We start from the raw sequence: 21,657 nt of genomic DNA on the forward strand, positions 1-21,657 counted from the left end.
GGTGCCACCAATCTTCGCCGTAAAGACGACTGCGAGACAGGAACGCACCGTCGCGGACATGATAGCGAACCGCGAGGAACCGGAAGTACACGCCGTTTTGGCCCCCGACTCGCTGACGAGCTACGTGATGGTCGAAGCGGACAACGACGCCGTGATAAAGCGCGTCTTAGACGAGATTCCGCACGCCCGCGGACTCGTATCCAGCGGCGGCAACACCGGGAAATCGACCATGGCGGAGGTCGAACACTTCCTCTCGCCGACGCCGGACGTCGAGGGTATCGCCGAGGGAGACATCGTCGAACTCATCGCCGGGCCGTTCAAAGGCGAGAAGGCGCGCGTCCAGCGAATCGACGAGACCAAAGACCAGGTGACGGTCGAACTGTACGAGGCGACGGTTCCGATTCCGGTGACGGTCCGCGGCGACCAGATCCGGGTCCTCGACAGTGATGAGCGCTGACGCGCTCATCTAGCTCCCGTTCGTTTCACTCACGGGAATAGCGACGAACGCCGACGCCTCCCTCTATGCTCGTTTCTTCGGTCCCGCGACGCGTCGCGTTCGGCGGTTACAGCGCACCCTGTTCTTTGAGGTCACTCACCATCCGTTCGAGGTCGACCTGTTCTTCGATTGCGGCCTTGACCTCCTCTCTCTCGCGCACCGCAGAGGAGTCGGCGTCGTACGCCCGGACGAACTCCGCCCGCGAGTGCTCCTCGAACGTGTGTCGGATGGCGAAGTACCCCTCCGGAACGATGGCGCCGCAGACCTTGCACTCGTGTCGTTCGTGTTCGGTCGTCTGGTGAATGACGGCGGATTCGGCGTCCTCGAACCGCCCCTCGCAGCCCTCGATGCCGCATTTCCACAGAGTCATATCCGCGAGACGAACACCGGAGACAAAATCGTTCCGCAGACTCCCTCGATGGGTTGGTAAATAGTAATCTCTAACTCCGGTGTCCACGCACGGAGAGACGTGACCGCGCCCACGTCCGCGTCCGCCTCGGAAGCGACTCGGGTCGACATGCACGTGAAGATTCTCGACGAACGCGTCGCAGACCGTGCGAAGGCACGCGGCATCGACGTGTTGGTGTACGCGCCGCACTTCGTTCGCCTGCCCGACATCCGCGCCCGCGCCGAGGAGTTCTCCGACGACGACCTTCTCGTGGTCCCCGCCCGCGAGGTGTTCACCGGTTCGTGGCGTCGCCGCCGCCACCTCCTCGCGGTCGGTCTCTCCGACCCGGTTCCGGACTTCATCTCGATGGAGGCGGCGTTCGCCACCTTCGCCCGACAGGAGGCGGCCGTCCTCGTCCCGCATCCGACGCTTCTGACCGTGAGTCTGGACCGCGACGAAATCGACGCCCACCGCGACGAGATTCACGCGGTGGAGACGTACAACACGAAGTCGCTCCCCTCTCACAACCGGGCGGCCCGCGCCATCGCGCGCGAACTCGGACTTCCGGGGTTCGGGTCGTCGTACGCGCACCTGCGGGGAACCGTCGGCGAGGCGTGGACGGAGTTCGACCGCGACATCGAGTCCGAGGCCGACCTGGTCTCCGCACTCCGAGAGGGCGCGTCCCGCCGCGTCGTCCGCCGGTCCGGCCTCCGCCACCGGGGTCGGGCGGCCGCGGAGTTCGCTCACCTCGGATTCGAGAACTCGTGGGGGAAGATAGACCGCCTCTTTCTCTCGGGGATGGAACCGACCCACCCCGGCCACATCGCCTACGACGGACGGTTCGACGACGTGCGCGAGTACTGACGCTCAGACGCCGACCATCGCCATCATCTCGACGATAGTCGTGTCGAGAGCGAAGACGAAGTAGTGGACGAGAGCCAACGCGACCAGTTCGAAGGCGGTCACGACGACGGTGACCACAGTCGCCCACTTGCTCGACGTGGCCACGCCCGTCGGAAGGTCGTACTCGGTCGGCGAGAAGGGGTAAAACAGGGCGATGCCGCGCTTCGACCCGACCATATCCAACAGGTAGTGCGTCGCCACGCCTATCCAGACGTACTCTAAGTTCCCGAACACCAGCGGAAAGCCGACGAAAAGTGCCAACACCGGGAGGTTGTGCAGCGTCTTTCGGTGTCGTCCGAACGCCGTGTCCACGTCGGGAAAGAGAGCGCCCAAGACGACCGGTAAGGAGAGTTCGACGACCATCCGCCCCGCGCCGAGGAGGGTGTCCGCGACGGAGTCGTCGAGGATGGGGCCCGCAGTCGGGTCGACGCTGAGGACGACGCCGAGACCGACCGCAAGCAACGCCGCGTTCAGCACGTGACCGTCTTTGTTCATGACTGACCAGTCTACGGCGCTGTGATACAAACGTTTTGTCACGAGCGCGGAACGTCGGCGCGCCGCCTCACTCGTCGTCCGGCAGTCGGACGATGGAGAACCACATCTCCTCGAACGTCCCCACCGTCTCCATGAACTCGAAGGGGTCGACCGGTTTGGTGAGGTAGGCGTTGGCGTGGTGTTCGTAGGAGTGCAGAATGTCCTCGTCGCTCTCCGAACTCGTGAGGACGATGACCGGAATCCGCCGGAGGTCGGGGTCGTCTTTCACCTCCGCGAGCACTTCGTCGCCGTTCTTCCGCGGGAGGTTCAAATCGAGTAAGACGACGTCCGGCCGGGGTGCGTCCGAGTACTCCCCGCGTCGGTGCAGGAAGTCGAGGGCTTCGACGCCGTCGGTGGCGACGTGGAGGGTGTTGTCTATCTTCCCGTCGTCGAACGCCTCTCTCGTCAGGCGGACGTCACCGGGGTTGTCCTCGACGAGGAGGACGTCGACCGGTTCGGGTTCGGTCGAACCGTTCATCGCTCTCGCCTCGCCTCCGGGAGCGTAACGAAGAACGTCGAACCCTCGTTCGGTTCCGACTCGACCCGGATTCTCCCGCCGTGACGCTCGACGATGCGTTCGCAAAGCGCGAAGCCGATTCCCTCGTCCCAGCCGATACCGTGTCTGGGAAGGAGGCCTCCGTCGCCCGGCAACAGTTCGAGAACGTTGCGGTAGTCGCTGTCCAACGCCTCGGCGACTGCCGCAGACGCGTCGTGCACGAGTCGGTCGATATCGTCACCCTCTAACGCTTTTTCGCCGAGTTCGGCGGGAACCTCCTGTCGGCGGATACGTTGGAGTTCTGCGTCCACGGGCGGTGACGGGGTCATCAGTCACCCTATGCCGTCGGCGTAGTAAATACTTCTTAGTGTCTGAGATTTGATTTGTCGGCGGCCTCCGTCCGGAGGGTTCGCTCAGATTACTCGGTTTCGACGGCGTCAGTCACCGTCTCTAAGGCCCGCCGTGCGATTTGCTCTTTGACCGCCCGTCTGTCGCCGTCGAAGACGTGGCGTTCGACCGTCGTCGTCGAGTCGCCGGTGCCCCACTCGCCGGCGTACGCGAGGCCGATGTACACCGTTCCGACGGGTTTCTCTTCCGTGCCGCCGTCGGGCCCGGCGATACCGGTGGTGGCGACGCCCCAGTCGGTGCCCGCGGTGTCGCGGACGCCCGCGGCCATCTGGCGGGCGACCGGTTCCGAGACGGCCCCGTGTTCGTCCAGCGACTCCCGCGAGACGGCCAGTTCGGTCAACTTCGCGTCGTAGGAGTAGGTGACGACAGACCGGTCGAAGTAGTCCGAAGAGCCCGGTACGTCGGTGAGAAACGACCCGACGAGGCCGCCCGTACACGACTCTGCGACGGCGAGCGTCTCGCCCCTCTCGCGGAGGGCGTCTCCGACGCGTTCTTCCACCGGGGGGTCCGCGGCGAACTCGCGCATACCGGGGCGACGCGGGCGGCGGTCAAAAATACCCCGCCGCGGAGCGAAAGACCCACGGCCCTCGGCGGCCATCCGACTGACGACATGACCGCAAAGGAGGGCGACGCGTACGACTCGCCCCTGTTCTATCTCGTGATGCAGTACGCCCACCGCGCCGACCGGGACGTGGTTGGCATGGTGTCGGGGAGTCCCGACTGGGACCCGCCCGCGGCCGTCAGAGATGGACTCCGCGAGTACGCCGACGGCGAACCCGCCGACTTCCAGTACGCCCCGAGCGAGGGTCTCCGGGAACTCCGCGAGGAGATAGCCGCCCGCCGGAACGTCGACTCCGACCGCGTCGTCGTGACGAACGGCGCGGGCGAGGCGAACTACCTCGCGATGGCGCGCGCGATGGAACGCGACGCCGGCGACGAGATGGTCCTGACGGACCCCGTCTACCCGTACTACCCGGGGAAAGCGCAGATGCTCGACGCGGAGACGGTCACCGTCCCCGTCGCCACCGACGGGTCCTTGAACCTCGACTCGATGCGTGCGGCCGTCTCCGAAGACACCGCCTGCGTCGTCGTCAACACGCCGAACAACCCGACCGGCGCGGTGTACGACCGCGAGTCGGTGGCCGAACTGGCCGCCCTCGCCGAGGCGAACGACGCTCTCCTCCTCGTCGACGAGGTGTACGACCACTTCGACTTCTCCGGGCGGTTCGAGAGCGCACTCACCCTCGACTCCGAGAACGTCGTCGTCACGTCGGCGTACTCGAAGACGATGGCGATAACGGGCTTTCGCGTCGGGTACGCCGTCTTCCCCGACGCTCTGGTCGAGGCGGCGAAGACGCGACACATGCTCGTCAACGTCGCCACCAGCAGACCGGCGCAGGCGGCGGTTCTGCGGTCGCTACGGGAGACGCCGCCGGAGTACTACGAGGCGGCGCGCGACAGACTCCGCGACCGAATCGACGCGTTCACCGACGCTCTCGACGCCGCGGGCGCGTCGTACACCGAACCCGACGGCGGGTTCTACGTCTTGGCTCGGTTCGACGACTTCCCCGGCACCCTCGACAACGTGAAGACGCTGATAGACGAGGCGGGCGTGGCGGGGATGCCCGGCGAGGCGTTCGGCGAGGCGTACGACGACTGGATTCGCTTCGCGCTCTGTACCCCGCGGGCCGACGACGCCGCCGCCCGACTGGCCGACTACTTCTCGGCGTCGGACGACTGAACCCGAGACCGACGGGTACACAAGTCCGCGACTCGTCTCTCCGCGCATGGCCGATATCGACGTCGAACCCGTCGAACGCGTCGAAGACGACGCCGACGCGGACGAGTCGAGAGACGACGCGCCGGACGGCGACAGCACCGGCGTTCCCGTCGACACGGAGACGCGCACCGACGAGACGAATCTCCCGTCGGGCGTGGACGCCCCCGACTACGTCCTCTACGGCGGGAAAGGCGGCGTCGGAAAGACGACGATGGCCGCGGCGACGGCGCTCGCCTCGGCCGCAGACGGCACCTCGACGCTCGTCGTCTCGACGGACCCCGCGCACTCGCTTTCGGATACGCTCGGGACGGACGTCCCCGCCGAACCCGCGCGCGTCCGGGAGGACATCCCCCTGTACGCCGCCGAAATCGACCCCGACGCGGCGATGGAGGGACCGTTCGCCGGGGGAGAAAGCGGTCCCGGCGGCGACGGCGGGTTCGACCCCGAGGGCGACGAGAACCCGTTTCAGTCCTCCGACGACGACAACCCCTTCGAGGAGTCGGGCGACGACCCGTTCAGCGGCGACGCGGGCGGGCAGAACCCCTTCGGGATGGATATGGGCGGAATGGAGAGTCTCCTCGGACCCGACGGCCCGATGGGGATGTCGCCCGGGTCGATGCCCGGCGCGGACGAGGCGGCGGCGATGCAGCAACTACTCGCGTACCTCGACGACCCCCGGTTCGACCGCGTCGTCGTCGACACCGCACCGACGGGACACACTCTCCGATTGCTCGAACTCCCCGAGGTGATGGACTCGATGCTCGGACGCATCGCGAAGATGAAACAGCAGTTCTCCGGCATGATGGACAACATAAAGGGGATGTTCGGTGCCGGGACGGGTCAGTCGGGCGTCGGCGACTTGGACGAACTCCGCGAGCGAATCGAGCGACTCCGTCGCGTCCTCAGGGACCCGACGAAGACGGACTTCCGCGTCGTGATGATTCCCGAGGAGATGAGCGTCGTCGAGTCGAAGCGACTCGTGGACAGACTCGACGGCTACGAGATTCCGGTGCAGACGCTCGTCGTCAACCGCGTCATGGAGAACCTCGCGGACGTGACGGACGCCCCGGTGGACTCGAAGTGGGTCGTCACGCCGGACTTAGAGAACTGCGAGTTCTGTCAGCGACGCTGGCAGGTCCAACAGGACGCCCTCCAGACGGCGACGGACCTCTTCCGCGGGCGGGACGTAAAGCGCGTTCCGCTTCTCGCAGACGAGGTGCGAGGCGAGGACGCACTCCGCGTCGTCGCCGCCTGTCTGGCGTAGCAGTCTCGTTCGCGGAGACGACGCGAAACCGGTTGGCGGACCGGCGGGCGGTCAGACGAGTTTTCGGAGGAGCCGATACGTCGTGTCGAACCACGCGTCCGGGAGGAACCGCGCCAGCGTCGAGACGCGCGCCACCGTCCCGGGTTGGTAGCGAGCCTTCGGTTTCGTCGAGGAGGCGGCGTCGAGGATATCCTCTGCGACGCGTTCGGGCGGAATCGCGCCCGGACCGTCGCTGCCGCCGATGGCTCTCGTGTCCTCGAACAGGTCGTAGAACGACTCGTACGCTCCCGAACGCTCGATACCGGGGATGTCGTCGTCGCCTTCCACCTCGTCTTCGACCCGGTCGGCGAAGTTCGTCTTCACCGGGCCGGGTTCGACGACGACGGCGTCGACGTCGTACTCGGCCACCTCGTTGCGGAGGGCGTCGGTCATCGCCTCGACGGCGAACTTCGACCCCGCGTAGACGCCGCCGCCGGGGAACGAGACGCGCCCGGCGACGCTGGAGACGTTGACGATGGTTCCGTCGCCCTGCTTTCGCATGTGGGGGAGGACCGCGCGGGTGAGTCGGTGCGGGCCGTAGACGTTCACGTCGAACTGGCGGTGGACCTGTTCGGTCGGAACGTCCTCTATGGGCCCGAACTGGCCGAACCCGGCGTTGTTGACCAACGCGGAGACGTGCCCTTCCTCCTCTACGATTCTGTCGACCACGCGGTCCACGTCGTCCTGTTCGGTCACGTCCAGCGTGGCTATCTCGCAGCCGTCGTCGCCGAGCGTCTGGATGTCGGCGGGGTTGCGCGCCGTCGCGTAGACGCGCCAGTCTTCCTCCAGAAACGCGCGGGCGGTGGCGCGGCCGATGCCGGACGAACAGCCGGTGATGAGGACCGTCTTCGGATGCACGTCACCGCCATCGGCCCCCGGTGAGTTAATTGTAGGCGGTCTTATCCCCGGACGGACGACTTCACCTCGTCGGCGTATTTGTCCGCCGTGCGCGTCGGTTCCGGGAGTTTGTAGTCGCCGCAGAGTCGCGCGACGAGGTCCGTCGCCGTCGGCACCGAGACGCGGTGCCCGGGACTGACGTACAGCGGGTTCACGATGGGTTCGTTCGCGTACTGCCGCGACTGGTAGGCGTGGCCGATGACCTCCTCCGAGGCGGCGTTTTCGACCCTCCCGTCGGCGATAATATCCGTCTGCCACCCGGCGGGTCTGCCGTCTACAGACTCGCGGGGCGTCCCGCAGAGGAGGCTCTTTGCGACGCCGACGCTCGGCACGTCGAGGACGACGCCGAGATGCGTCGCCAGCCCCGCCTGTCGGAAGTGGATGCGACCGCTCCCGTCGAAGACGACGAGGTCCGGCGTCACCTCTACTTCCTCGAACGCGGCGAGAATCGGGTTCCCCTCGCGGAAGGAGAGAAGCCCCGGAACGTACGGGATTTCGAGGTCCACGACGGCGGACGCGCGTTCGATTACGCGGCCTCCGCGCATGACGACGACGACGCTCACCGCGCTCTCGTCGAGGAACGCCTGGTCCACCCCGGCGACGAGAGGGGCGTCGTCGGGGGCCCAGTCGGCGAGTCCGACGGCCTCGGCGTCGAACGGGAAGTCGTCTTCCCACGTCGCGGCGTCCGCGACGTCGAACTGCATCGACTCCATCTCCGCGCGCGACTGCGAGGCGTCGGGGACGAACTCGGGACGGGTCGGGAGCATCTCAGAACCGCCTGCCGGGGCCTCCTGGGCCGCCGGGACCGCCGCCGCTTCCGAACTGGAGGCTGTTGGGGACCCGCTGTTTGCCTTTCACCCGGCGACCGTACGCCAGACCGATGACGAGGCCGACGAGGTGTGCGAAGTGTGCGACGTTGCCCTGTCCGACCGCTCCGGCGGTGCCCGGCGAGAGGAAAAACACCGTAGAGAGAAGCGCGAACCCGACGGTGAAGAGCCAAAGCGGGACCGGAATGAGGAAGTACAGATAGATCTTCAGGCTCGGGTTCAACACCGTCAGGACGCCGAGGATGGCGAACACCGCGCCCGACGCGCCGAGGACGGCCGTCGGAACCCCGGGGTTCAGGAGCATCCCCGACCCGACGTGCGCGAGGCCCGCGGCCATTCCGCTGACGACGAACAGCGCGGCGAACTTCTTGGACCCGACGTACCGTTCGACGAGGGGACCGAAGAAGTACAGGACGATGCTGTTACCGACGATGTGGAAAAACGAGGCGGGACTGTGCGCGAAGATGGACGTGACCCACGTCCAGACGTACAGCGGGTTTCGGGAACTGAGCGTGAACAGCGCGTCGAACGCCTGCCCGCCGAGCGTAAAGAGGACGAGAAACTCCAACGCGAACGTGATCCACATCAGGCCGAGGAAGGTGTACGCCATGTTGCCGCGGAAGTAACCGAGCGGGCCGCCCGTCCCGGTGAGGCGGTCGACGACGTTCGAGGCGCGACTCCCCTCGCTCTCGACCGAGTCGTCGAAACCGCTGTCGAACACTCCCGATGGGTCGTTCCACTCGGACAGCCCCGGACAGTCGTGATTCTCCGGGAGGCGGTGCTCCGCACAGAACGAGTTCCCACACCGTCGGCACTGGTACGGGAGGTTCTCGTGCTTCCCGCACTCGTCGCAGGTAGCCATTACCGAGAGTTACTTCCGGCGCGATAAAAGGGGTTCCCCTCGCGCGCGAAGACGAAGTAACGACTGCCCAGAGATGCTCTGGGCGGCGGAGGCCGTCCGACCCGGAGTCACCGTCGGTCTGTCGCCGGCGTCTCTCCGGAGTCGGTCTCTCTCTCGCCGTCGCCCTCGGAGTCGTCCGGCCGGTAGTTCGTCGGAACGACCGTCACGTGGTCTATGCCGGGGAACGCGCTATCGACGCTCATCTCGGTTTCGACTACCGGCTTCACGCAGAAATAATTACCCATGCGCATAACACATCGTTTCGGACGGAGAGATAACCGCAGCGAATCGCCCTCGCGGCGTCGGGCGACGAGACTCGATGCTCGCGGGTTCGACGGGGGCAAAAAACGGCGGTCGTCCGTCTCTCGGCGGCGCGGTTACGCGAAGTTCTCTTCGTAGAGGTCCATCGCGTGTTCGACGGCGTCTTTCGCCGCTTGGGCGTCTTCCCAGCCGAGAACCTCCGTCTCCTTGTCCGCTTCGAGGTTCTTGTACGTCTCGAAGAACTCCGTAATCTCCTCTTTCTGTTGGTCGGTCAGGTCGTCGACGTCCTGCACGTGGTCGTAGCGGGGGTCTTCGACGGGGACGGCGATGACTTTGTCGTCTTTCTCGCCGTCGTCGTCCATCTCCATGAGAGCGACCGGACGCGCCTCGATGACGCACCCGGGGAACGTCTGGTCTTCGACGAGGACGAGAACGTCGAACGGGTCCTCGTCGTCGTAGTACGTCTGCGGCATGAATCCGTAGTCCGAGGGGTAGTGGACGTTCGAGTGGAGGACTCGGTCGAGTACGACGCCCGGGATGTCCTTGTCGTACTCGTATTTGTTGCGTTCGCCCTTCAGACACTCGACGACGGCGTAGATTTCGTCGGGAGCGTCCGGACCGGTCTCCATGTCTTCCCAGAGATTCGCCATGAGGGCAAGCACACCCAACTCGGGCAAAGTATTTTCGCATCGCCCTCGGCGACCCGAAGACTCTTCGCGTCGTTCGTTCTCGACTCCGAGTAATAACGTATTTCAGATAAACACCCACAGATATTACTGGGAGATTATCGAATGACGAACATTTTTTGACATAACCGTCCAAAAATGGCCCCCGGCGTCGAAAGATATACACATCGTAACCCGGGTGAGGCACCCGGTTTCGACGGACGAGCGGTGGAAACCCGACAGGAGTTGAGAAGTGTTAAATAGCTTGATGACATTTTTCCTACCATGTCAGAGGCACAAACGGTTACCGACATCTCCGGCATCGCGCGGGACCTCACCGCGTTCCAACAGAATATCCTCGTCATACTCGCCGAGGAACCCATGTACGGGCTCGCTATCAAGCGACATCTCGAAGAGTACTACGGCACGGAAGTCAATCACGGCCGTCTGTACCCCAACCTCGACGACTTAGTCGAGATGGAACTCGTCGAGAAGAGCGAACTCGACAAGCGGACCAACCAGTACGAACTGACCGAGAAGGGCCACGACGCCGTTCTCGACCGGTTCGACTGGATGTTCGGCAAGTTCGTCACCGACGAGACGCGCGCCGACGAAGTTCGCGAACTCGTCGACTCGTACCTGTAGAGGCGTCCGCCGGCGGAACTCAGAATCCGGGCACGTCCGTTCCGGCGACGTCGAACGTCAGTTCGAGACTCTCGTCGACGACGGACGACTGGTCTTCCGACGGCCACGCGTTTCGAAGGTAGTACTCGTCGAGAAACTCCTGTACTTCTTTCCGCGACGCCGACTCGATACGCCGAACGTAGTGGTTACTCATGAAGTCCGCGAAGACGCGGGCGTTCGCCGCGTGCACCGGGCCGTGGGCGTCTTCGACCGCATCGACGATAGCGGAGTTGTGGCTCTCCACCGCGGCGAACTCGCCTTCGTCGCCGGCGTCTGTTCGGAGGGGACGCTCTATCCCCCGGTCTACGTCGTCGATACGGTCTATCTGTACGACCCCGTCTTCGACCCATTCGGTGGGGTACAGAACCAGCGTCTCGTCGTCTTCGCGGACCCGCGGGGTGAACGCGAACTCGTCGAGAATCGTCTCTCGGCGGTCCTCGTAGGCGGCCCTCTCGTTTTCGTCCGCCGCGCCCCGGGCGAGTCGCGTCAGGCGCTCTATCTCGTCTACGGCGTCCTCGGGCGGGTCCTCTCTCTCCGCCGCCGAATCGTCCTCACGCATGGTCGAGTGCCTCGTTTGCGAGTGAGTCGGCGCGGTCGTTTATCTCCCGCGGCACGTGTTCGAGCGACCACCTGTCGAACCGTTCGAGAAGTTCGCGCACGCGGACGCGACGCTCTCTGAGTTCGGGGTTGTTCGTGTCGTACTCGCCGCGGACCTGCTTTACGATCAGTTCGGAGTCGCCGCGAACGTCCACCTCGTCGAAGCCGAACTCCGAGGCGGCGTCCACCGCCCGAATCAACGCCTCGTACTCCGCGCGGTTGTTCGTCGTCTCCCCGATAGTCTCGGAGCCCTCTCCGACGATTCCGTCCGAGGAGACGATGACCCACCCGATGGCCCCCGGCCCGGGGTTGCCGCGACTCGCGCCGTCGAAGTAGACGTGCGCTCGGCCCCCGCGAGACTCCAGTCGGGCGAGGAGGTCGGTCGGTCGCGCGCCCTGTACGACGACTTTTCCGTCGTAGGCGACGGCGGTGGCGTCACCCTGCGTCGCCCGCCATCGCTCGTGTTCCGTGTTCCCCGGTTCGACTTCGACGCCGGACTCTTCGAGTCGCCGCCGGGCCTCCTCTGGGTCGCAGTCGACAGTCGGCATACGTGTACGTTTGCGAGCGTCCCTAAATCGCGTTCGCTCCGGAGTTCGCCGCCGCCGAACGTTCTGTTTCGTGCGCCCCAGAGTTTAAGTGTCAGCCACCGTGGACTATATAAATGCGATGACACGGCCCACCCGCCAGCGGGAGCGAGATGTTGAACGGACGCGATGGCAGGGCGAAAACGAGAACGTCGACGACGAAGAGGAGGACGAGATCGACTTAGACGAGGTCGACGACGAGGACCTCGTTCGCACGGGCGACGGTGAACTCATCCACGAACCGACCGGCATCATAATCGAAGAAGAACAGATAGACCCCGGACCGGAGTGGCGCGCGTTCAACCACTCCGAGCGTCAAGAGAAGTCCCGCGTCGGCGCGCCGACGACCCAGACGATGCACGACAAGGGACTGACGACGACCATCGACTGGAAGGACAAAGACGCCTACGGACGGTCTATCTCCTCGCGGAAACGCTCGCAGATGCACCGCCTCCGCAAGTGGCAAGAGCGAATCCGCACGAAGGACGCGGGCGAACGCAACCTCCAGTTTGCGCTCTCCGAAATCGACCGGATGGCCTCCGCACTCGGCGTCCCGCGGTCGGTCCGAGAAGTCGCGTCCGTCATCTACCGCCGCGCGTTGAGCGAGGATCTCATCCGCGGGCGGTCTATCGAGGGCGTCGCCACCTCCGCGCTGTACGCCGCCTGTCGAAAGGAGGGCATCCCCCGGTCGCTCGAAGAGATATCCGAGGTTTCTCGTGTCGAACGGAAGGAAATCGGCCGAACGTACCGCTACATCTCCCAGGAACTCGGCTTGGAGATGAAACCGGTCGACCCCAAGAAGTACGTCCCGCGCTTCTGTTCGGAACTCGACCTCTCGAAGGAGGTCCAATCGAAGGCGAACGAGATAATCGAAACGACCGCCGAGAAGGGACTGCTCTCGGGGAAATCGCCGACCGGGTACGCGGCCGCGGCCATCTACGCCGCGTCGCTTCTGTGCAACGAGAAGAAGACCCAACGCGAAGTCGCCGACGTCGCGCAGGTGACCGAGGTCACCATCCGCAACCGCTACCAAGAGCAGATCGAAGCGATGGGCATCCACGGCTGAGGCCCCGACTCGCTTCCGCTTTCGACCCCGCGACGCCGCCCCGTCCGGCCGAACGCTTCGACGCGACGCGACTCCGTTTTCGCCCGCGACCCCGTCGCCGCGCCGTCGGCTAGCGCGTGCGCGCGCGACAGGTTCAAACGACTGGCCGACGTAGCTTCGGCGACTAGGATGCGCCTCGACGAGTACATGGACCTCGAAGCCGAGGGCGAACGCGCGAAGCGTCGCCGCCTCGCCCAAGAGAAGTCCTACGACATCCTCGACCACCTCGAACAGTTCCAACACCGGTTCGAGGAGACGGTGCAGGGCGACTCGCTGTTCGGGAGCGTCTCGCCCTCCATCTTCGTCGGCACCTCGAACTACCCGAACGTCTCGACGGGCATCCTCTCGCCGGTCGGTCACGAGGAAGACGCCGCGCAGTTCGAGACGTCCGCCGGGTGGTACGACGAGGGCGTCAGCATCGACGACGTGTTCCAACGGCGGACGAGTCTGTTGAACTCGAATCAGACGACGAACTCGGTCGAGGTACACGACGCGTGGGACGGCTTTCTCGGCGTCCAACGCGAGGTGGCCATCGCCGACCGGCCGGTGAGCGTCGAAATCGGCCTCGACGGGACGCCGGACATCGACTTCGACGTGACCGAAAACGACATCGCGACGCCGACCGGCCCCCGCGCCAGAGCGCAGTCGGCCGACCTCGCGGAGAACCCCCACGTCCCCCGCCCGGTCGAGAAGACGCTCGAAGACGACGACTGGAACGCCGAAGGCGCGATGAACTACCTCTACCGCCGCGGATTCGACGTTTACGAGATAAACACCATCCTTTCTGCGGGCGCTCTCGGACAGGGGAAAAACAGGAAACTCGTCCCGACGCGGTGGTCGATTACGGCCGTAGACGACACCGTCGGGAAGTTCCTTCGCGGCGGAATCCGGACGAACCCGAGCGTGAACGCCGTCGAGATTCACCGCGAGGAATTCCTCGGCAACGCCTTCTGGGTGATTCTCGCCCCCGGCGACTGGGAGTACGAACTCGTCGAACTGAAAGCGCCCGGGAGCGTCTGGAACCCCGACCCCGACGCGGGGATGTGGCTCGCGGCCGACCGCGAGGGGTTCGAGGGTCGAACCGGATACGTAGAGGAGACCGCGGGCGCGTACCACGCGTCCCGACTCGGCGTCCTCGAACATCTCAGAGAGCGAGGGCGACAGGGGAAGGCACTCGTCGTCAGGCACGTCTCGGACGACTACTGGGGTCCGGTCGGCGTCTGGCAGGTCCGCGAGTCGATTCGGAACGCCTTCGACGGCGACCACGCGGAGGCGGAGTCGTTCGCCGCCGCCGTGGGGCAGGTCGCGGAGTATCTCCCCGTTTCGCTCGGCGACCTGCGGCGAAAGTCCACGATGGCGTCGGGCCTCCAGATGAATCTGGCCGACTTCTCTTGACTCGCCGGATTCCCCGCTGTCCGACGCCGAACCGCGCCGTGGGACCCACGACAAAAGGTATAATATGGGGCATGGAGACTGTGCCCGTAGCGCCATCTCTCGAACGCGATTACAGACCCATGGATAAGGAAGCCCGAGCACTCGGTGCGTTGGCGAACGCGCGTCGCCTACTGGTTCTGTTATCGCTCAAGGAGAACGAGACGCCGATGTCGCTCGACGCACTGGCGACGGACGTCGCGATGCGGGAGACGGACTTCCCCGACGAGGACCTCTCGGACGACCACATCGATTCGGTTCTCCTCTCGCTTCACCACGTCCACATCCCGAAACTCGTCTCCGAGGACATCGTCGCGTTCCACGAGGACGAAGACCACGTCGCGTTGACAGCGGATATTCACGACATAGAGCGGATTCTGAACGCGGTGTTCGACGACTGAGGCCGACGCCGCCTCGTCCGGCGAACGACGGCGAGGCGTCGATTACTCCGAATCGAGGTTCGCGTACGCCTCTTCCGCGAGCTCGCCGGTTCGCTCGATTATCTCCGCCATCGTCTCGTCGTCGGGTGCAAGGCCCGTCAGTCGCCCGATTCGCATGATACTGACGTGGTACACCGTCTGAACGCCCGGCTTCTCTTGCCAGACGACCACGTTGCAGGGGAACAGCGCGCCCATCCGGCCGTCGCTCGCGTCCAAGACCCTGTCCGCCACCTCGGGGTTGCACGCGCCGAGAACGTAGTACGGCTCTCGGTCCGCGTCCACCTTCTCATTGAGGAGGTCCGAGGGCGAAAACTCCGTCGCCACGCCGAACCCGGCGTCGGTGAACGCCTCGCGGACGTGTTCGACGGCCTCCTCGTGGTCCATCCGGAGCGTCGCTCGCTTCTCGCCGATGTCGTCGGAATCGAGGCTCTCGGGGTCGAACGGTAGTGCCATACTCGACGGTTCGGGCGGTACGGGCGAAAAGCTATGGGAGTGTATCGAGCGCGCACTACTGGTCGAGCGTCGTCGCGACTCTTTCTCTCGCGCGTCGAACGGGCTATCTATAACGGAATCTGCAGCCACCGGAACCACCCGACGACCCGTTCGGGCGGCAACAGGGGGTCGTGCAAGACCAACCAATCGAGGAGACAGAGACCGATTCCGTGCGCGACGACGGAGGGGAGAATCGAGTCGCTCTCGTAGTCCACCGCGCCGAAGAGGACGTCCGTCGGCCCCGAAAGGAGGAGTTCGATGGGGGGTTTTCCGATGTGGTGGAACGCGTAGACGAGGGGGCTGATGAACACGCTCTTGAACCCGAGTTCGTCGCTGACGCCGACGCAGAGCAGTCCCCGGTAGTACGTCTCCGCCGCGATGACGACGAGCAACTGCTTGAGAGCGTGCGGTAGGAAGTCGCCGAGTGCGGCGGTCGTTCCCCACATCGGATAGTACGCCCGCACCGAGGGGAGCGACGACCCGACGAGGTAGAACGGGAGGACGAACAGGGCGAGAAGCGCGGTGTTTCGGAGCACCGTTCGGTCGACGCGCCACCCGAGACTGCGGCCGTGCGTGATGGCGAGCGTTCCCGGGAAGACGACGAACACGATAAGGTCGCGGACCACGCGGTAGGTGAGGTCCGACGACGGGACGGTCCAGACCCCCCACAGAACCGTCAGGAGAAATCCGACGAGGAGGGACCGCTGGACCCACGTGAGGCGTGCGAGCGAATCGCGGAGCGTTCGATGTCCGAACACCGTCTGGAGGCGCCGCCTACTCCGTCTCGACGGGCCCGTTCCCGACGACCGACCGGACTTCTTCGAGGAACGTCTGGCGCTTGTCGAAATAGGTCTCGTCGATTCGGTCGAGCACGTCAGAGAGCGTCTGCGGTCCGGACGGCGTCCGAATCACGGCGTCGCCCTCCTGACGTTCGACCCAACTCGCTTGCTTGGGCCACGTCAGTCGAGACGCGACTCGCGCTATCGGCTGCCCTTCGACGGGCGTCTCTTCGCCGAGTTCGACGACGGGTCCCTCGTCTTCTTCCTCGTCAGCCATACCCCGAAATTTGCCATCCCCGGCAATAATCCCTTCGACACCGTTTCAGGTCGCCGCGTACCCGCTCTGCGGGCCCCACCGCTCCCGCGGGTCACGCACCGCGGCGGGCGGCGTCTCGCAGTCGTCGTACGTCTGTCTGACGCACCGTTTTGTGGTTCGAGGTTCAAACCCCGCCATGACCAGTCTCTCGGAGGTGTACCACGGGGGGGAGCGTTCGGGGCCGAGCCTCCGGCGACTGACGTTCGGACTGGGGCTTTTCCTCGTCGGCGCACTCCTCGTCGTCGCCGGAATCGTCGTCGCCTCGACGGACCTTCTCATCGGTGCCGGAACGACGCTCGGCGACGTCCGAGAACTCGGCGGCATCCTCGGCGGCGTTGGCGTCCCGGCGGTGTTCTTGGGCGTCTTCGCCGTCCTTCCGTCGGGCCGTCTGACCAAGGCCGCCGCCGTCGTCGGCGCGGCTATCGCGCTCATGGGCGTCGTCCTCTTCTCTCACGCGTACCCGTGTCAGTGGTCCGGAGCGACCTGCGGACAGGGACTGACGGAACTGACGCTTCCCACCGTCGCCGTCTACTTCCTCGGCACCATCACCACGTTCTGGTGTCTGTTCGTCGGCGTCGCCAACTTCAAGACGCGTAACGACCCCGGCGGAACCGCCACCGTCGAGGTGACGAAGAAAGGCGAGACGCGCTACGTCGAAGTCGAACGCTCCCGCGGCGGACTCGGCGGCATCGGCTTCCTCGGCGGCCAACCCGACGGCGACGTGGACACCCAGACCGCCGCGGCGTCGGAGAGGCAGCGTTCGGACTCCTCTCCGGCCTCCGCCGCATCGCTCTCCGACGGCGGCACGGACGCGCAGTCTCTCTCCTCGCCGATGGACTCCGCCTCCGGCGGACGACCGCAGTCGACGCCCGCAGACACCTACTGCGGCAACTGCGACCACTTCGAGTACGTCAGAACCGACGAGGGCATCCAACCGTACTGCGGCCGTCACGACGAACTGATGGACGACATGGACCCCTGCGACGAGTGGACGCCGCGCTGAACCGTTTTTCTCTCCGTCACTCCGCTAATCCGTCGAGTCGCTCCGCGACGTCCGTCCAGTGACTCCCCCGCCAGAACACCTGTCCGCAGTCGCGACACCGGTAGCGTCTCGCCTCCTCGGCGTCCGGCGCGTACTCCGGCACGTCATCCCCGTCGCCGACGGGGACGACGACGCCGTTGCACGACCCACAGCGGACGGGGTCGTCGCTCAGCGTCAGGTCGTACCCCGCGTCGCGGAACTCCCGCAACTGCGCTTCGATGTCTTTCGTGCGCAGGAGGACGCTCTCTCTCGCGCGCCGGGCGAGTTGCTCGTCTCGCGTGACGAGCGTTCGACCCTCCGTCGCGGCGCGTTCGAGGAGTCTCTCGTCGCCGGGGTCGTCGCCGCTATCGAGGACGTAGGCGGCGTCGTAGCCGCACATCCGCAGGTATCTCGCGAGTTTGCCGAGCATCGCGTCCACGAGGAGGCTCTCTTCGGGACCGGACTCCGCGTCCCCGACCATCAGTGGAGGAACGACCGGAGGTCAGAGAGGGCCCACGCGTTCACCACGTCCGCGGGTTCGCACCACCCGCGTCGGGCGGTGTGGACGCCGTACCGCACGTAACCGAGCGTGTCCGGTCGGTGCGCGTCGGTATCGACGGCGATGGCCGCACCCGCCTCGACGGCCGTCTTCGCGGGGCCGCCGTGTAAGTCGAGTCGCGCGGGGTCGCTGTTGATTTCGAGTGCGACGTCGTGTTCGGCCGCCGCCTCCGCGACCCGTCGAACGTCGATATCGAGTCCGGCCCGGTCGTTGATGAGACGGCCCGTCGGGTGACCGAGGATATCGACGGCGGGGTGTTCGACCGCCCGCACGAGTCGGTCCGTGGCCGCGTCGGGGTCTTGGTCGAGTGCGGCGTGCGGCGAGGCCACCACCACGTCCAACTCGGCCAACACGTCGTCGCTCGTCGGGATGTCGCCCTCGGCGCCGATGTTCGCCTCGACGCCGTGGAGGAGTTCGAGTTCGGCGTCGGCCGCAACCTCGCGGAGGGCGTCCATCTGTTCTCTCAGTTCGTCGTCGTCGAGTCCGACGCCGCCGACCATCCCCGGGCCGGTGGCGTGGTCGGTCACCGCGTAGTAGTCGTATCCGCGCGCCTCCGCGGCGGCGACCATCTCCTCGGGGGAGTTCCGCCCGTCGGACCAGTTCGTGTGCGTGTGCAGGTCGCCGCGGACGTCTCCGCTTTCGAGGAGTTCCGGCAGGTCGCCCTCCGAGGCGGCCTCCACCTCGCCGGTGTCCTCGCGTAACTCCGGCGGCACGAGGGGCAGGTCGAGAGCCGCGTACATCGACTCTTCCGTCTCACCGGCGACGCGTTCGCCGACTCGTTGCCCCGCGTCGGGGTCGTCCACGTCGCTCACGTCGAAGACGCCGTACTCGTTCATCTTCAGGTCGCGTCGGATGGCGACGTTCCGGAGCTTCAGGTTGTGGTTCTTGCTCCCGGTGAAGTACTGCAGGGCCGCGCCGTACTCCGAGGGGACGACGACGCGGAGGTCGATTCGGACGCCGTTCGCGCGGACGCTCGCTTTCTCCGGCCCGGATTCGATGACGGTCGAGACGCCGTCCCACCCGGTGAACGCCTCCACGACGGCGTCGGCGTCATCGCTCGCGACCAACACGTCCACGTCGCCGATGGTGTCGCGCCACCGGCGGATGGAGCCCGCGACTTCCACCTGCGACGCCGCCGCCTCGCCGCGGAGCAGTTCGAGCACGTCGTCCGCGAGGGGGCGGGCGTCCCCGAGACGCGCGCGCTCTTGGGCCCGCCGGGCGAACGCGACGTTCGAGAGGATATTCTCCTCCGTCTTCGGTCCGAACCCTTTGACCTCGCGAATCTCGCCCGCTTCGGCGGCGGCCTCCAGTTCGTCGAGCGTGGTGATTCCGAGCGTCTCGTACAGCGTTCCGACCGTCTTCGGTCCGACGCCCTCGACGCCCGTCAGCGCCTGTATATCGACCGGCATCTCGTCGCGCAGTTCGACCAACTCCGCTATCTCTCCGGTCTCGAAGTACTCGACGACCTTCGAGGAGATGGCGTCGCCGACGCCGTCTATCTCCTCTACGGTCTCTTTACCCTCCGCGGCGAGTCCCTCTATCGGTCGGCCGTGCGCGCGGATGTTGTCCGCGGCGCGGCGGTAGACGTTCGGTTTGTACTCGACGCCGTCGGCTTCGAGTCGGTCGGCGAACTCCTCGAACAGGGCGGCCACCTCCGCGTTCCGACTCACGGGCGGCCACCCCGACGCTTACTGCTCGCGTCGTCGCGGCCCAGCGCCTGCTTCAGGAAGTTCATCCAGCGCTTTTGGTCCGCCGTCTCCTGCATCTGCTCCTCTTTTTCGAGGTCCTTCGGGCGGAGTTGTTCGAGGGCGTTCAGCGCCCGGTCGATGCCGATGATGCTCTCGACGAGTTGCTCGCCCTCTTCGTAGCTCACCTCGTTGTCCTCGACTTTCTGGAGGCGTTCGAGGCGTTCTCGCCGGAGGTTTCGCTTCGCCTGCTCGACTCGCTCTCTCTCGCCGTCGGGAATCGTGTCGCGGCGCTTTATCTCGAAGACGAAGCTCTGCAGTTCCACCTCTTCGCCCTGTACGTCGATGGCGTCCGGGATGTCCGCGCCCACCGTCGCCCCCTCGCGGTTGGCGCGTTCGAGTAACTGCTTTCGCTCGAACTCTTTCACGGGTATCGCCTCGGTGTACGGCCGCGCGGCACTTCGCTCCTTCGCCCTCCGCAGTCGGGGGTGAGACGGCGGCGAGACGCGGAGACGAGACCGGAGAGTCGGAGCTACACCGTCGGCTTCTTCCGGAGAGGCCGGATCCGACTGACGACCGGTTTCTCCGCACCGAACGGGCCGGACTCCCGTGTATCGCGTTTCGGCGCGCATCTCCCGATCCGGTGACGGTATCGACGGCCTCCGCATGCAGTCCGTCGTAGCCGACGGCAGGCGTTCGGAAGTAGAAGAACCTTCTTATGCGTAACCCCGGTACGGAACCCTATGGGTCTGTTCGACCGACTGCGCGGTAAGGACGAACCGCGCGTCGCCTTCATCGGCATCGACGGCGTCCCGTTTAGTCTCCTCTCTGAGAACCCCGACGAGTTCCCCAACATGGCTCGTCTCGCCGACGAGGGGAGCGCAGGTGAGATAGAGAGCATCGTCCCCCCCGAGTCGTCGGCCTGTTGGCCGGCGCTGACGACCGGCGTCAACCCCGGCGAGACGGGCGTCTACGGCTTCCAAGACCGCGAGAACGGGTCGTACGACACGTACGTCCCCATGGGTCGCGACGTGCAGGCGACGCGCCTCTGGGACCGCGTCACCGAGGCCGGGCGCAACGCCACCGTGATGAACGTGCCCGTGACGTTCCCCCCGCAGCGAAACGTCCAGCGCATGGTCTCTGGCTTTCTCTCGCCCAGCGTCGACAAGGCCGCCTACCCCGACGAGTTCCGCGACCAACTCGACTCGATGGACTACATCATCGACGTGAACGCGAAACTCGGGCACAAAGACGACAAAAGCGAGTTCGTCGAGAACGCTCACAAGACGCTCGACAGGCGGTTCGACGCGTTCTCGCACTACCTCCAACAGGACGACTGGGACCTCTTTTTCGGCGTCTTCATGACGACGGACCGAGTCAACCACTTCCTCTTCAAGGATTACGAACGCGACGGCGAGAACAAGGAGGCGTTCGTGGAGTTCTACAAGAAGGTCGACGACTATCTCGGCCAGATTCGCGAGATGCTCCCCGAGGACGTGACGCTCGTCGTCGCCTCCGACCACGGCTTCACCTCGCTCGACTACGAGGTTCACTGTAACGCGCTCCTCGAAGAGGAGGGGTGGCTCTCCTACGAGGACGACGACCACGAACAGCTTGCCGACATCTCCGACGACACCACGGCGTACTCGCTCATCCCCGGCCGGTTCTACATCAACCTCGAAGGCCGCGAACCGCGCGGTGCGGTCCCCGAAGACGAGTACAAGAAACGCCGCGACGAACTGAAAGAGATGCTCGAAACCCTCGAAGGCCCGGACGGCAACAAGGTCGCCGCCCGCGTCGTCGAGAAGAAAGACGCGTTCCGCGGCGACCACGACGAAATCGCGCCCGATCTCGTCGTCATCCCGAACAACGGCTTCGACCTCAAGTCCGGATTCAAGGGCCACGACGACGTGTTCGGGCAGGGCCCGCGAAACGGCATGCACAGCTTCGACGACGCGTCGCTCTACATCGACGACTCCGACGCGAGCATCGAGGACGCCAACCTCTACGACATCGCACCGACGGTTCTCGACCTGATGGGAGTCGAGTACGGCCGCCCCGACTTCGACGGCGCGAGCCTCCTCAACCAGTAATCGACGGCGCGG

28 protein-coding genes are annotated in these 21,657 nt (G+C 65.5%); 10 read left to right on the forward strand and 18 right to left on the reverse strand.

The features are described from left to right. Window position 1 precedes the first annotated feature (1 nt). Window positions 2-457 (forward strand): transcription elongation factor Spt5, encoded by a 456-nt coding sequence (locus tag BM167_RS03270; protein ID WP_092888656.1) that lies wholly within the window; start codon window positions 2-4, stop codon window positions 455-457. A gap of 106 nt (window positions 458-563) precedes the next feature. On the opposite strand, the gene BM167_RS03275 is transcribed toward BM167_RS03270, so the two are convergent. Further along, window positions 564-866, reverse strand: a complete 303-nt coding sequence (locus BM167_RS03275; protein ID WP_092888659.1) for a DUF7565 family protein — start codon at window positions 864-866, stop codon at window positions 564-566. A gap of 147 nt (window positions 867-1,013) precedes the next feature. Between BM167_RS03275 and BM167_RS03280 the strand changes: the two genes are divergently transcribed. Next, window positions 1,014-1,748 (forward strand): PHP-associated domain-containing protein, encoded by a 735-nt coding sequence (locus tag BM167_RS03280; RefSeq protein WP_092891067.1) that lies wholly within the window; start codon window positions 1,014-1,016, stop codon window positions 1,746-1,748. A gap of 3 nt (window positions 1,749-1,751) precedes the next feature. On the opposite strand, the gene BM167_RS03285 is transcribed toward BM167_RS03280, so the two are convergent. From BM167_RS03285 to BM167_RS03300, 4 genes are all read right to left on the reverse strand, one after another. Continuing rightward, the gene (locus BM167_RS03285) at window positions 1,752-2,282 is read right to left on the reverse strand and encodes a metal-dependent hydrolase (protein ID WP_092888662.1); all 531 of its coding nucleotides are present in this window, start codon (window positions 2,280-2,282) and stop codon (window positions 1,752-1,754) included. 67 nt (window positions 2,283-2,349) lie between these two features. After that, the gene (locus BM167_RS03290) at window positions 2,350-2,799 is read right to left on the reverse strand and encodes a response regulator (protein ID WP_092888665.1); all 450 of its coding nucleotides are present in this window, start codon (window positions 2,797-2,799) and stop codon (window positions 2,350-2,352) included. Then, window positions 2,796-3,146 (reverse strand): ATP-binding protein, encoded by a 351-nt coding sequence (locus BM167_RS03295; protein WP_092888668.1) that lies wholly within the window; start codon window positions 3,144-3,146, stop codon window positions 2,796-2,798. The genes BM167_RS03290 and BM167_RS03295 overlap by 4 nt, the downstream gene beginning before the upstream one ends. An 89-nt stretch (window positions 3,147-3,235) precedes the next feature. Beyond that, entirely contained in the window at window positions 3,236-3,751 is a 516-nt protein-coding gene (locus BM167_RS03300; RefSeq protein ID WP_092888671.1) for a CinA family protein, read from the reverse strand. 84 nt (window positions 3,752-3,835) lie between these two features. On the opposite strand from BM167_RS03300, the gene BM167_RS03305 reads away from it, so the two are divergent. Together BM167_RS03305 and BM167_RS03310 are read left to right on the forward strand one after the other, a co-directional pair. Further along, window positions 3,836-4,966, forward strand: a complete 1,131-nt coding sequence (locus tag BM167_RS03305; protein ID WP_092888674.1) for a pyridoxal phosphate-dependent aminotransferase — start codon at window positions 3,836-3,838, stop codon at window positions 4,964-4,966. 46 nt (window positions 4,967-5,012) lie between these two features. Beyond that, window positions 5,013-6,269 (forward strand): ArsA family ATPase, encoded by a 1,257-nt coding sequence (locus BM167_RS03310; RefSeq protein WP_092888677.1) that lies wholly within the window; start codon window positions 5,013-5,015, stop codon window positions 6,267-6,269. A 51-nt stretch (window positions 6,270-6,320) separates the two neighbouring features. Here the strand turns inward: BM167_RS03310 and BM167_RS03315 are convergent, their stop codons facing one another. The 5 genes from BM167_RS03315 to BM167_RS03330 form a co-directional block, all read right to left on the reverse strand. Continuing rightward, a complete protein-coding gene (locus tag BM167_RS03315; protein WP_092888680.1) occupies window positions 6,321-7,166 on the reverse strand; it encodes an SDR family oxidoreductase in 846 nt (281 codons plus the stop codon). A gap of 41 nt (window positions 7,167-7,207) precedes the next feature. Next, a complete protein-coding gene (locus BM167_RS03320; protein WP_092888683.1) occupies window positions 7,208-7,972 on the reverse strand; it encodes an endonuclease V in 765 nt (254 codons plus the stop codon). Window position 7,973: 1 nt separating this feature from the next. Continuing rightward, on the reverse strand, window positions 7,974-8,894 hold the full coding sequence (locus BM167_RS03325) for a rhomboid family intramembrane serine protease (RefSeq protein WP_092888686.1): 921 nt from the start codon (window positions 8,892-8,894) through the stop codon (window positions 7,974-7,976). A gap of 107 nt (window positions 8,895-9,001) precedes the next feature. Beyond that, the gene (locus BM167_RS18850) at window positions 9,002-9,136 is read right to left on the reverse strand and encodes a hypothetical protein (RefSeq protein WP_281244618.1); all 135 of its coding nucleotides are present in this window, start codon (window positions 9,134-9,136) and stop codon (window positions 9,002-9,004) included. A gap of 174 nt (window positions 9,137-9,310) precedes the next feature. After that, a complete protein-coding gene (locus tag BM167_RS03330) occupies window positions 9,311-9,844 on the reverse strand; it encodes an inorganic diphosphatase (RefSeq protein WP_092888689.1) in 534 nt (177 codons plus the stop codon). Between the two features lie 300 nt (window positions 9,845-10,144). Here BM167_RS03330 and BM167_RS03335 point away from each other — a divergent pair, with 300 nt between their 5' ends. Then, window positions 10,145-10,504 carry a PadR family transcriptional regulator gene (locus BM167_RS03335; protein WP_092888692.1) on the forward strand — a complete coding sequence of 120 codons (360 nt, stop codon included), beginning with the start codon at window positions 10,145-10,147 and terminating at the stop codon, window positions 10,502-10,504. A 19-nt stretch (window positions 10,505-10,523) separates the two neighbouring features. On the opposite strand, the gene BM167_RS03340 is transcribed toward BM167_RS03335, so the two are convergent. Beyond that, the gene (locus BM167_RS03340) at window positions 10,524-11,102 is read right to left on the reverse strand and encodes a DUF7108 family protein (protein ID WP_092888695.1); all 579 of its coding nucleotides are present in this window, start codon (window positions 11,100-11,102) and stop codon (window positions 10,524-10,526) included. Next, complete coding sequence (gene rnhA / locus BM167_RS03345; protein WP_092888698.1) at window positions 11,095-11,688, reverse strand: ribonuclease HI; 594 nt, start codon at window positions 11,686-11,688, stop codon at window positions 11,095-11,097. Before rnhA ends, BM167_RS03340 begins: the two co-directional genes overlap by 8 nt. A gap of 118 nt (window positions 11,689-11,806) precedes the next feature. Between rnhA and BM167_RS03350 the strand changes: the two genes are divergently transcribed. The 3 genes from BM167_RS03350 (at window position 11,807) to BM167_RS03360 (ending at window position 14,661) form a co-directional block, all read left to right on the forward strand. After that, a complete protein-coding gene (locus tag BM167_RS03350; protein WP_092888701.1) occupies window positions 11,807-12,790 on the forward strand; it encodes a transcription initiation factor IIB in 984 nt (327 codons plus the stop codon). 168 nt (window positions 12,791-12,958) lie between these two features. After that, the gene (gene nreA, locus BM167_RS03355; RefSeq protein ID WP_092888704.1) at window positions 12,959-14,224 is read left to right on the forward strand and encodes a DNA repair protein NreA; all 1,266 of its coding nucleotides are present in this window, start codon (window positions 12,959-12,961) and stop codon (window positions 14,222-14,224) included. 119 nt (window positions 14,225-14,343) lie between these two features. After that, window positions 14,344-14,661 carry a DUF7344 domain-containing protein gene (locus tag BM167_RS03360; protein ID WP_092888707.1) on the forward strand — a complete coding sequence of 106 codons (318 nt, stop codon included), beginning with the start codon at window positions 14,344-14,346 and terminating at the stop codon, window positions 14,659-14,661. A 42-nt stretch (window positions 14,662-14,703) separates the two neighbouring features. On the opposite strand, the gene BM167_RS03365 is transcribed toward BM167_RS03360, so the two are convergent. The 3 genes from BM167_RS03365 to BM167_RS03375 form a co-directional block, all read right to left on the reverse strand. Continuing rightward, the gene (locus tag BM167_RS03365; RefSeq protein WP_092888710.1) at window positions 14,704-15,153 is read right to left on the reverse strand and encodes a DUF302 domain-containing protein; all 450 of its coding nucleotides are present in this window, start codon (window positions 15,151-15,153) and stop codon (window positions 14,704-14,706) included. Window positions 15,154-15,260: 107 nt separating this feature from the next. Continuing rightward, window positions 15,261-15,950: a CPBP family glutamic-type intramembrane protease gene (locus tag BM167_RS03370; protein WP_092888713.1), complete on the reverse strand. Its 690-nt coding sequence runs from the start codon at window positions 15,948-15,950 to the stop codon at window positions 15,261-15,263. Between the two features lie 16 nt (window positions 15,951-15,966). Next, window positions 15,967-16,248, reverse strand: coding sequence for a DUF5789 family protein (locus tag BM167_RS03375; RefSeq protein WP_092888716.1), 282 nt, complete (start codon window positions 16,246-16,248; stop codon window positions 15,967-15,969). 175 nt (window positions 16,249-16,423) lie between these two features. Here BM167_RS03375 and BM167_RS03380 point away from each other — a divergent pair, with 175 nt between their 5' ends. Further along, a complete protein-coding gene (locus BM167_RS03380; protein WP_092888719.1) occupies window positions 16,424-17,290 on the forward strand; it encodes a cell division protein CdpA domain-containing protein in 867 nt (288 codons plus the stop codon). Between the two features lie 16 nt (window positions 17,291-17,306). Here the strand turns inward: BM167_RS03380 and BM167_RS03385 are convergent, their stop codons facing one another. Genes BM167_RS03385 through BM167_RS03395 form a run of 3 tightly spaced genes read right to left on the reverse strand, consistent with a single transcriptional unit; the run spans window position 17,307 to window position 19,980 of the window. Continuing rightward, window positions 17,307-17,789: a Mut7-C RNAse domain-containing protein gene (locus tag BM167_RS03385; protein WP_092888722.1), complete on the reverse strand. Its 483-nt coding sequence runs from the start codon at window positions 17,787-17,789 to the stop codon at window positions 17,307-17,309. Beyond that, complete coding sequence (gene polX, locus BM167_RS03390; protein ID WP_092888725.1) at window positions 17,789-19,537, reverse strand: DNA polymerase/3'-5' exonuclease PolX; 1,749 nt, start codon at window positions 19,535-19,537, stop codon at window positions 17,789-17,791. Before polX ends, BM167_RS03385 begins: the two co-directional genes overlap by 1 nt. Beyond that, the gene (locus BM167_RS03395) at window positions 19,534-19,980 is read right to left on the reverse strand and encodes a DUF5788 family protein (protein WP_092891069.1); all 447 of its coding nucleotides are present in this window, start codon (window positions 19,978-19,980) and stop codon (window positions 19,534-19,536) included. Before BM167_RS03395 ends, polX begins: the two co-directional genes overlap by 4 nt. Window positions 19,981-20,295: 315 nt before the next feature. On the opposite strand from BM167_RS03395, the gene BM167_RS03400 reads away from it, so the two are divergent. Continuing rightward, window positions 20,296-21,645, forward strand: a complete 1,350-nt coding sequence (locus tag BM167_RS03400) for an alkaline phosphatase family protein (RefSeq protein ID WP_092888729.1) — start codon at window positions 20,296-20,298, stop codon at window positions 21,643-21,645. The last annotated feature ends 12 nt before the right edge of the window (window positions 21,646-21,657 follow it).

Source organism: Halopelagius inordinatus, assembly GCF_900113245.1.
Taxonomy (GTDB): Archaea; Halobacteriota; Halobacteria; order Halobacteriales; family Haloferacaceae; genus Halopelagius; species Halopelagius inordinatus.

Excerpts from the sequence above, each read along its gene's own strand:
- BM167_RS03310 (WP_092888677.1), top strand. The coding sequence starts at position 5,013 with ATGGCCGATATCGACGTCGAACCCGTCGAACGCGTCGAAGACGACGCC.
- BM167_RS03285 (WP_092888662.1), bottom strand. The coding sequence starts at position 2,282 with ATGAACAAAGACGGTCACGTGCTGAACGCGGCGTTGCTTGCGGTCGGT.
- BM167_RS03290 (WP_092888665.1), bottom strand. The coding sequence starts at position 2,799 with ATGAACGGTTCGACCGAACCCGAACCGGTCGACGTCCTCCTCGTCGAG.
- BM167_RS03275 (WP_092888659.1), bottom strand. The coding sequence starts at position 866 with ATGACTCTGTGGAAATGCGGCATCGAGGGCTGCGAGGGGCGGTTCGAG.
- BM167_RS03360 (WP_092888707.1), top strand. The coding sequence starts at position 14,344 with ATGGATAAGGAAGCCCGAGCACTCGGTGCGTTGGCGAACGCGCGTCGC.
- BM167_RS03330 (WP_092888689.1), bottom strand. The coding sequence starts at position 9,844 with ATGGCGAATCTCTGGGAAGACATGGAGACCGGTCCGGACGCTCCCGAC.
- BM167_RS18850 (WP_281244618.1), bottom strand. The coding sequence starts at position 9,136 with ATGAGCGTCGATAGCGCGTTCCCCGGCATAGACCACGTGACGGTCGTT.
- BM167_RS03300 (WP_092888671.1), bottom strand. The coding sequence starts at position 3,751 with ATGCGCGAGTTCGCCGCGGACCCCCCGGTGGAAGAACGCGTCGGAGAC.
- BM167_RS03295 (WP_092888668.1), bottom strand. The coding sequence starts at position 3,146 with ATGACCCCGTCACCGCCCGTGGACGCAGAACTCCAACGTATCCGCCGA.
- BM167_RS03325 (WP_092888686.1), bottom strand. The coding sequence starts at position 8,894 with ATGGCTACCTGCGACGAGTGCGGGAAGCACGAGAACCTCCCGTACCAG.
- BM167_RS03340 (WP_092888695.1), bottom strand. The coding sequence starts at position 11,102 with ATGCGTGAGGACGATTCGGCGGCGGAGAGAGAGGACCCGCCCGAGGAC.
- BM167_RS03280 (WP_092891067.1), top strand. The coding sequence starts at position 1,014 with ATGCACGTGAAGATTCTCGACGAACGCGTCGCAGACCGTGCGAAGGCA.
- BM167_RS03400 (WP_092888729.1), top strand. The coding sequence starts at position 20,296 with ATGGGTCTGTTCGACCGACTGCGCGGTAAGGACGAACCGCGCGTCGCC.
- BM167_RS03335 (WP_092888692.1), top strand. The coding sequence starts at position 10,145 with ATGTCAGAGGCACAAACGGTTACCGACATCTCCGGCATCGCGCGGGAC.
- BM167_RS03385 (WP_092888722.1), bottom strand. The coding sequence starts at position 17,789 with ATGGTCGGGGACGCGGAGTCCGGTCCCGAAGAGAGCCTCCTCGTGGAC.
- BM167_RS03320 (WP_092888683.1), bottom strand. The coding sequence starts at position 7,972 with ATGCTCCCGACCCGTCCCGAGTTCGTCCCCGACGCCTCGCAGTCGCGC.
- nreA (WP_092888704.1), top strand. The coding sequence starts at position 12,959 with ATGCGCCTCGACGAGTACATGGACCTCGAAGCCGAGGGCGAACGCGCG.
- BM167_RS03350 (WP_092888701.1), top strand. The coding sequence starts at position 11,807 with ATGACACGGCCCACCCGCCAGCGGGAGCGAGATGTTGAACGGACGCGA.
- BM167_RS03305 (WP_092888674.1), top strand. The coding sequence starts at position 3,836 with ATGACCGCAAAGGAGGGCGACGCGTACGACTCGCCCCTGTTCTATCTC.
- BM167_RS03375 (WP_092888716.1), bottom strand. The coding sequence starts at position 16,248 with ATGGCTGACGAGGAAGAAGACGAGGGACCCGTCGTCGAACTCGGCGAA.
- rnhA (WP_092888698.1), bottom strand. The coding sequence starts at position 11,688 with ATGCCGACTGTCGACTGCGACCCAGAGGAGGCCCGGCGGCGACTCGAA.
- BM167_RS03365 (WP_092888710.1), bottom strand. The coding sequence starts at position 15,153 with ATGGCACTACCGTTCGACCCCGAGAGCCTCGATTCCGACGACATCGGC.
- BM167_RS03380 (WP_092888719.1), top strand. The coding sequence starts at position 16,424 with ATGACCAGTCTCTCGGAGGTGTACCACGGGGGGGAGCGTTCGGGGCCG.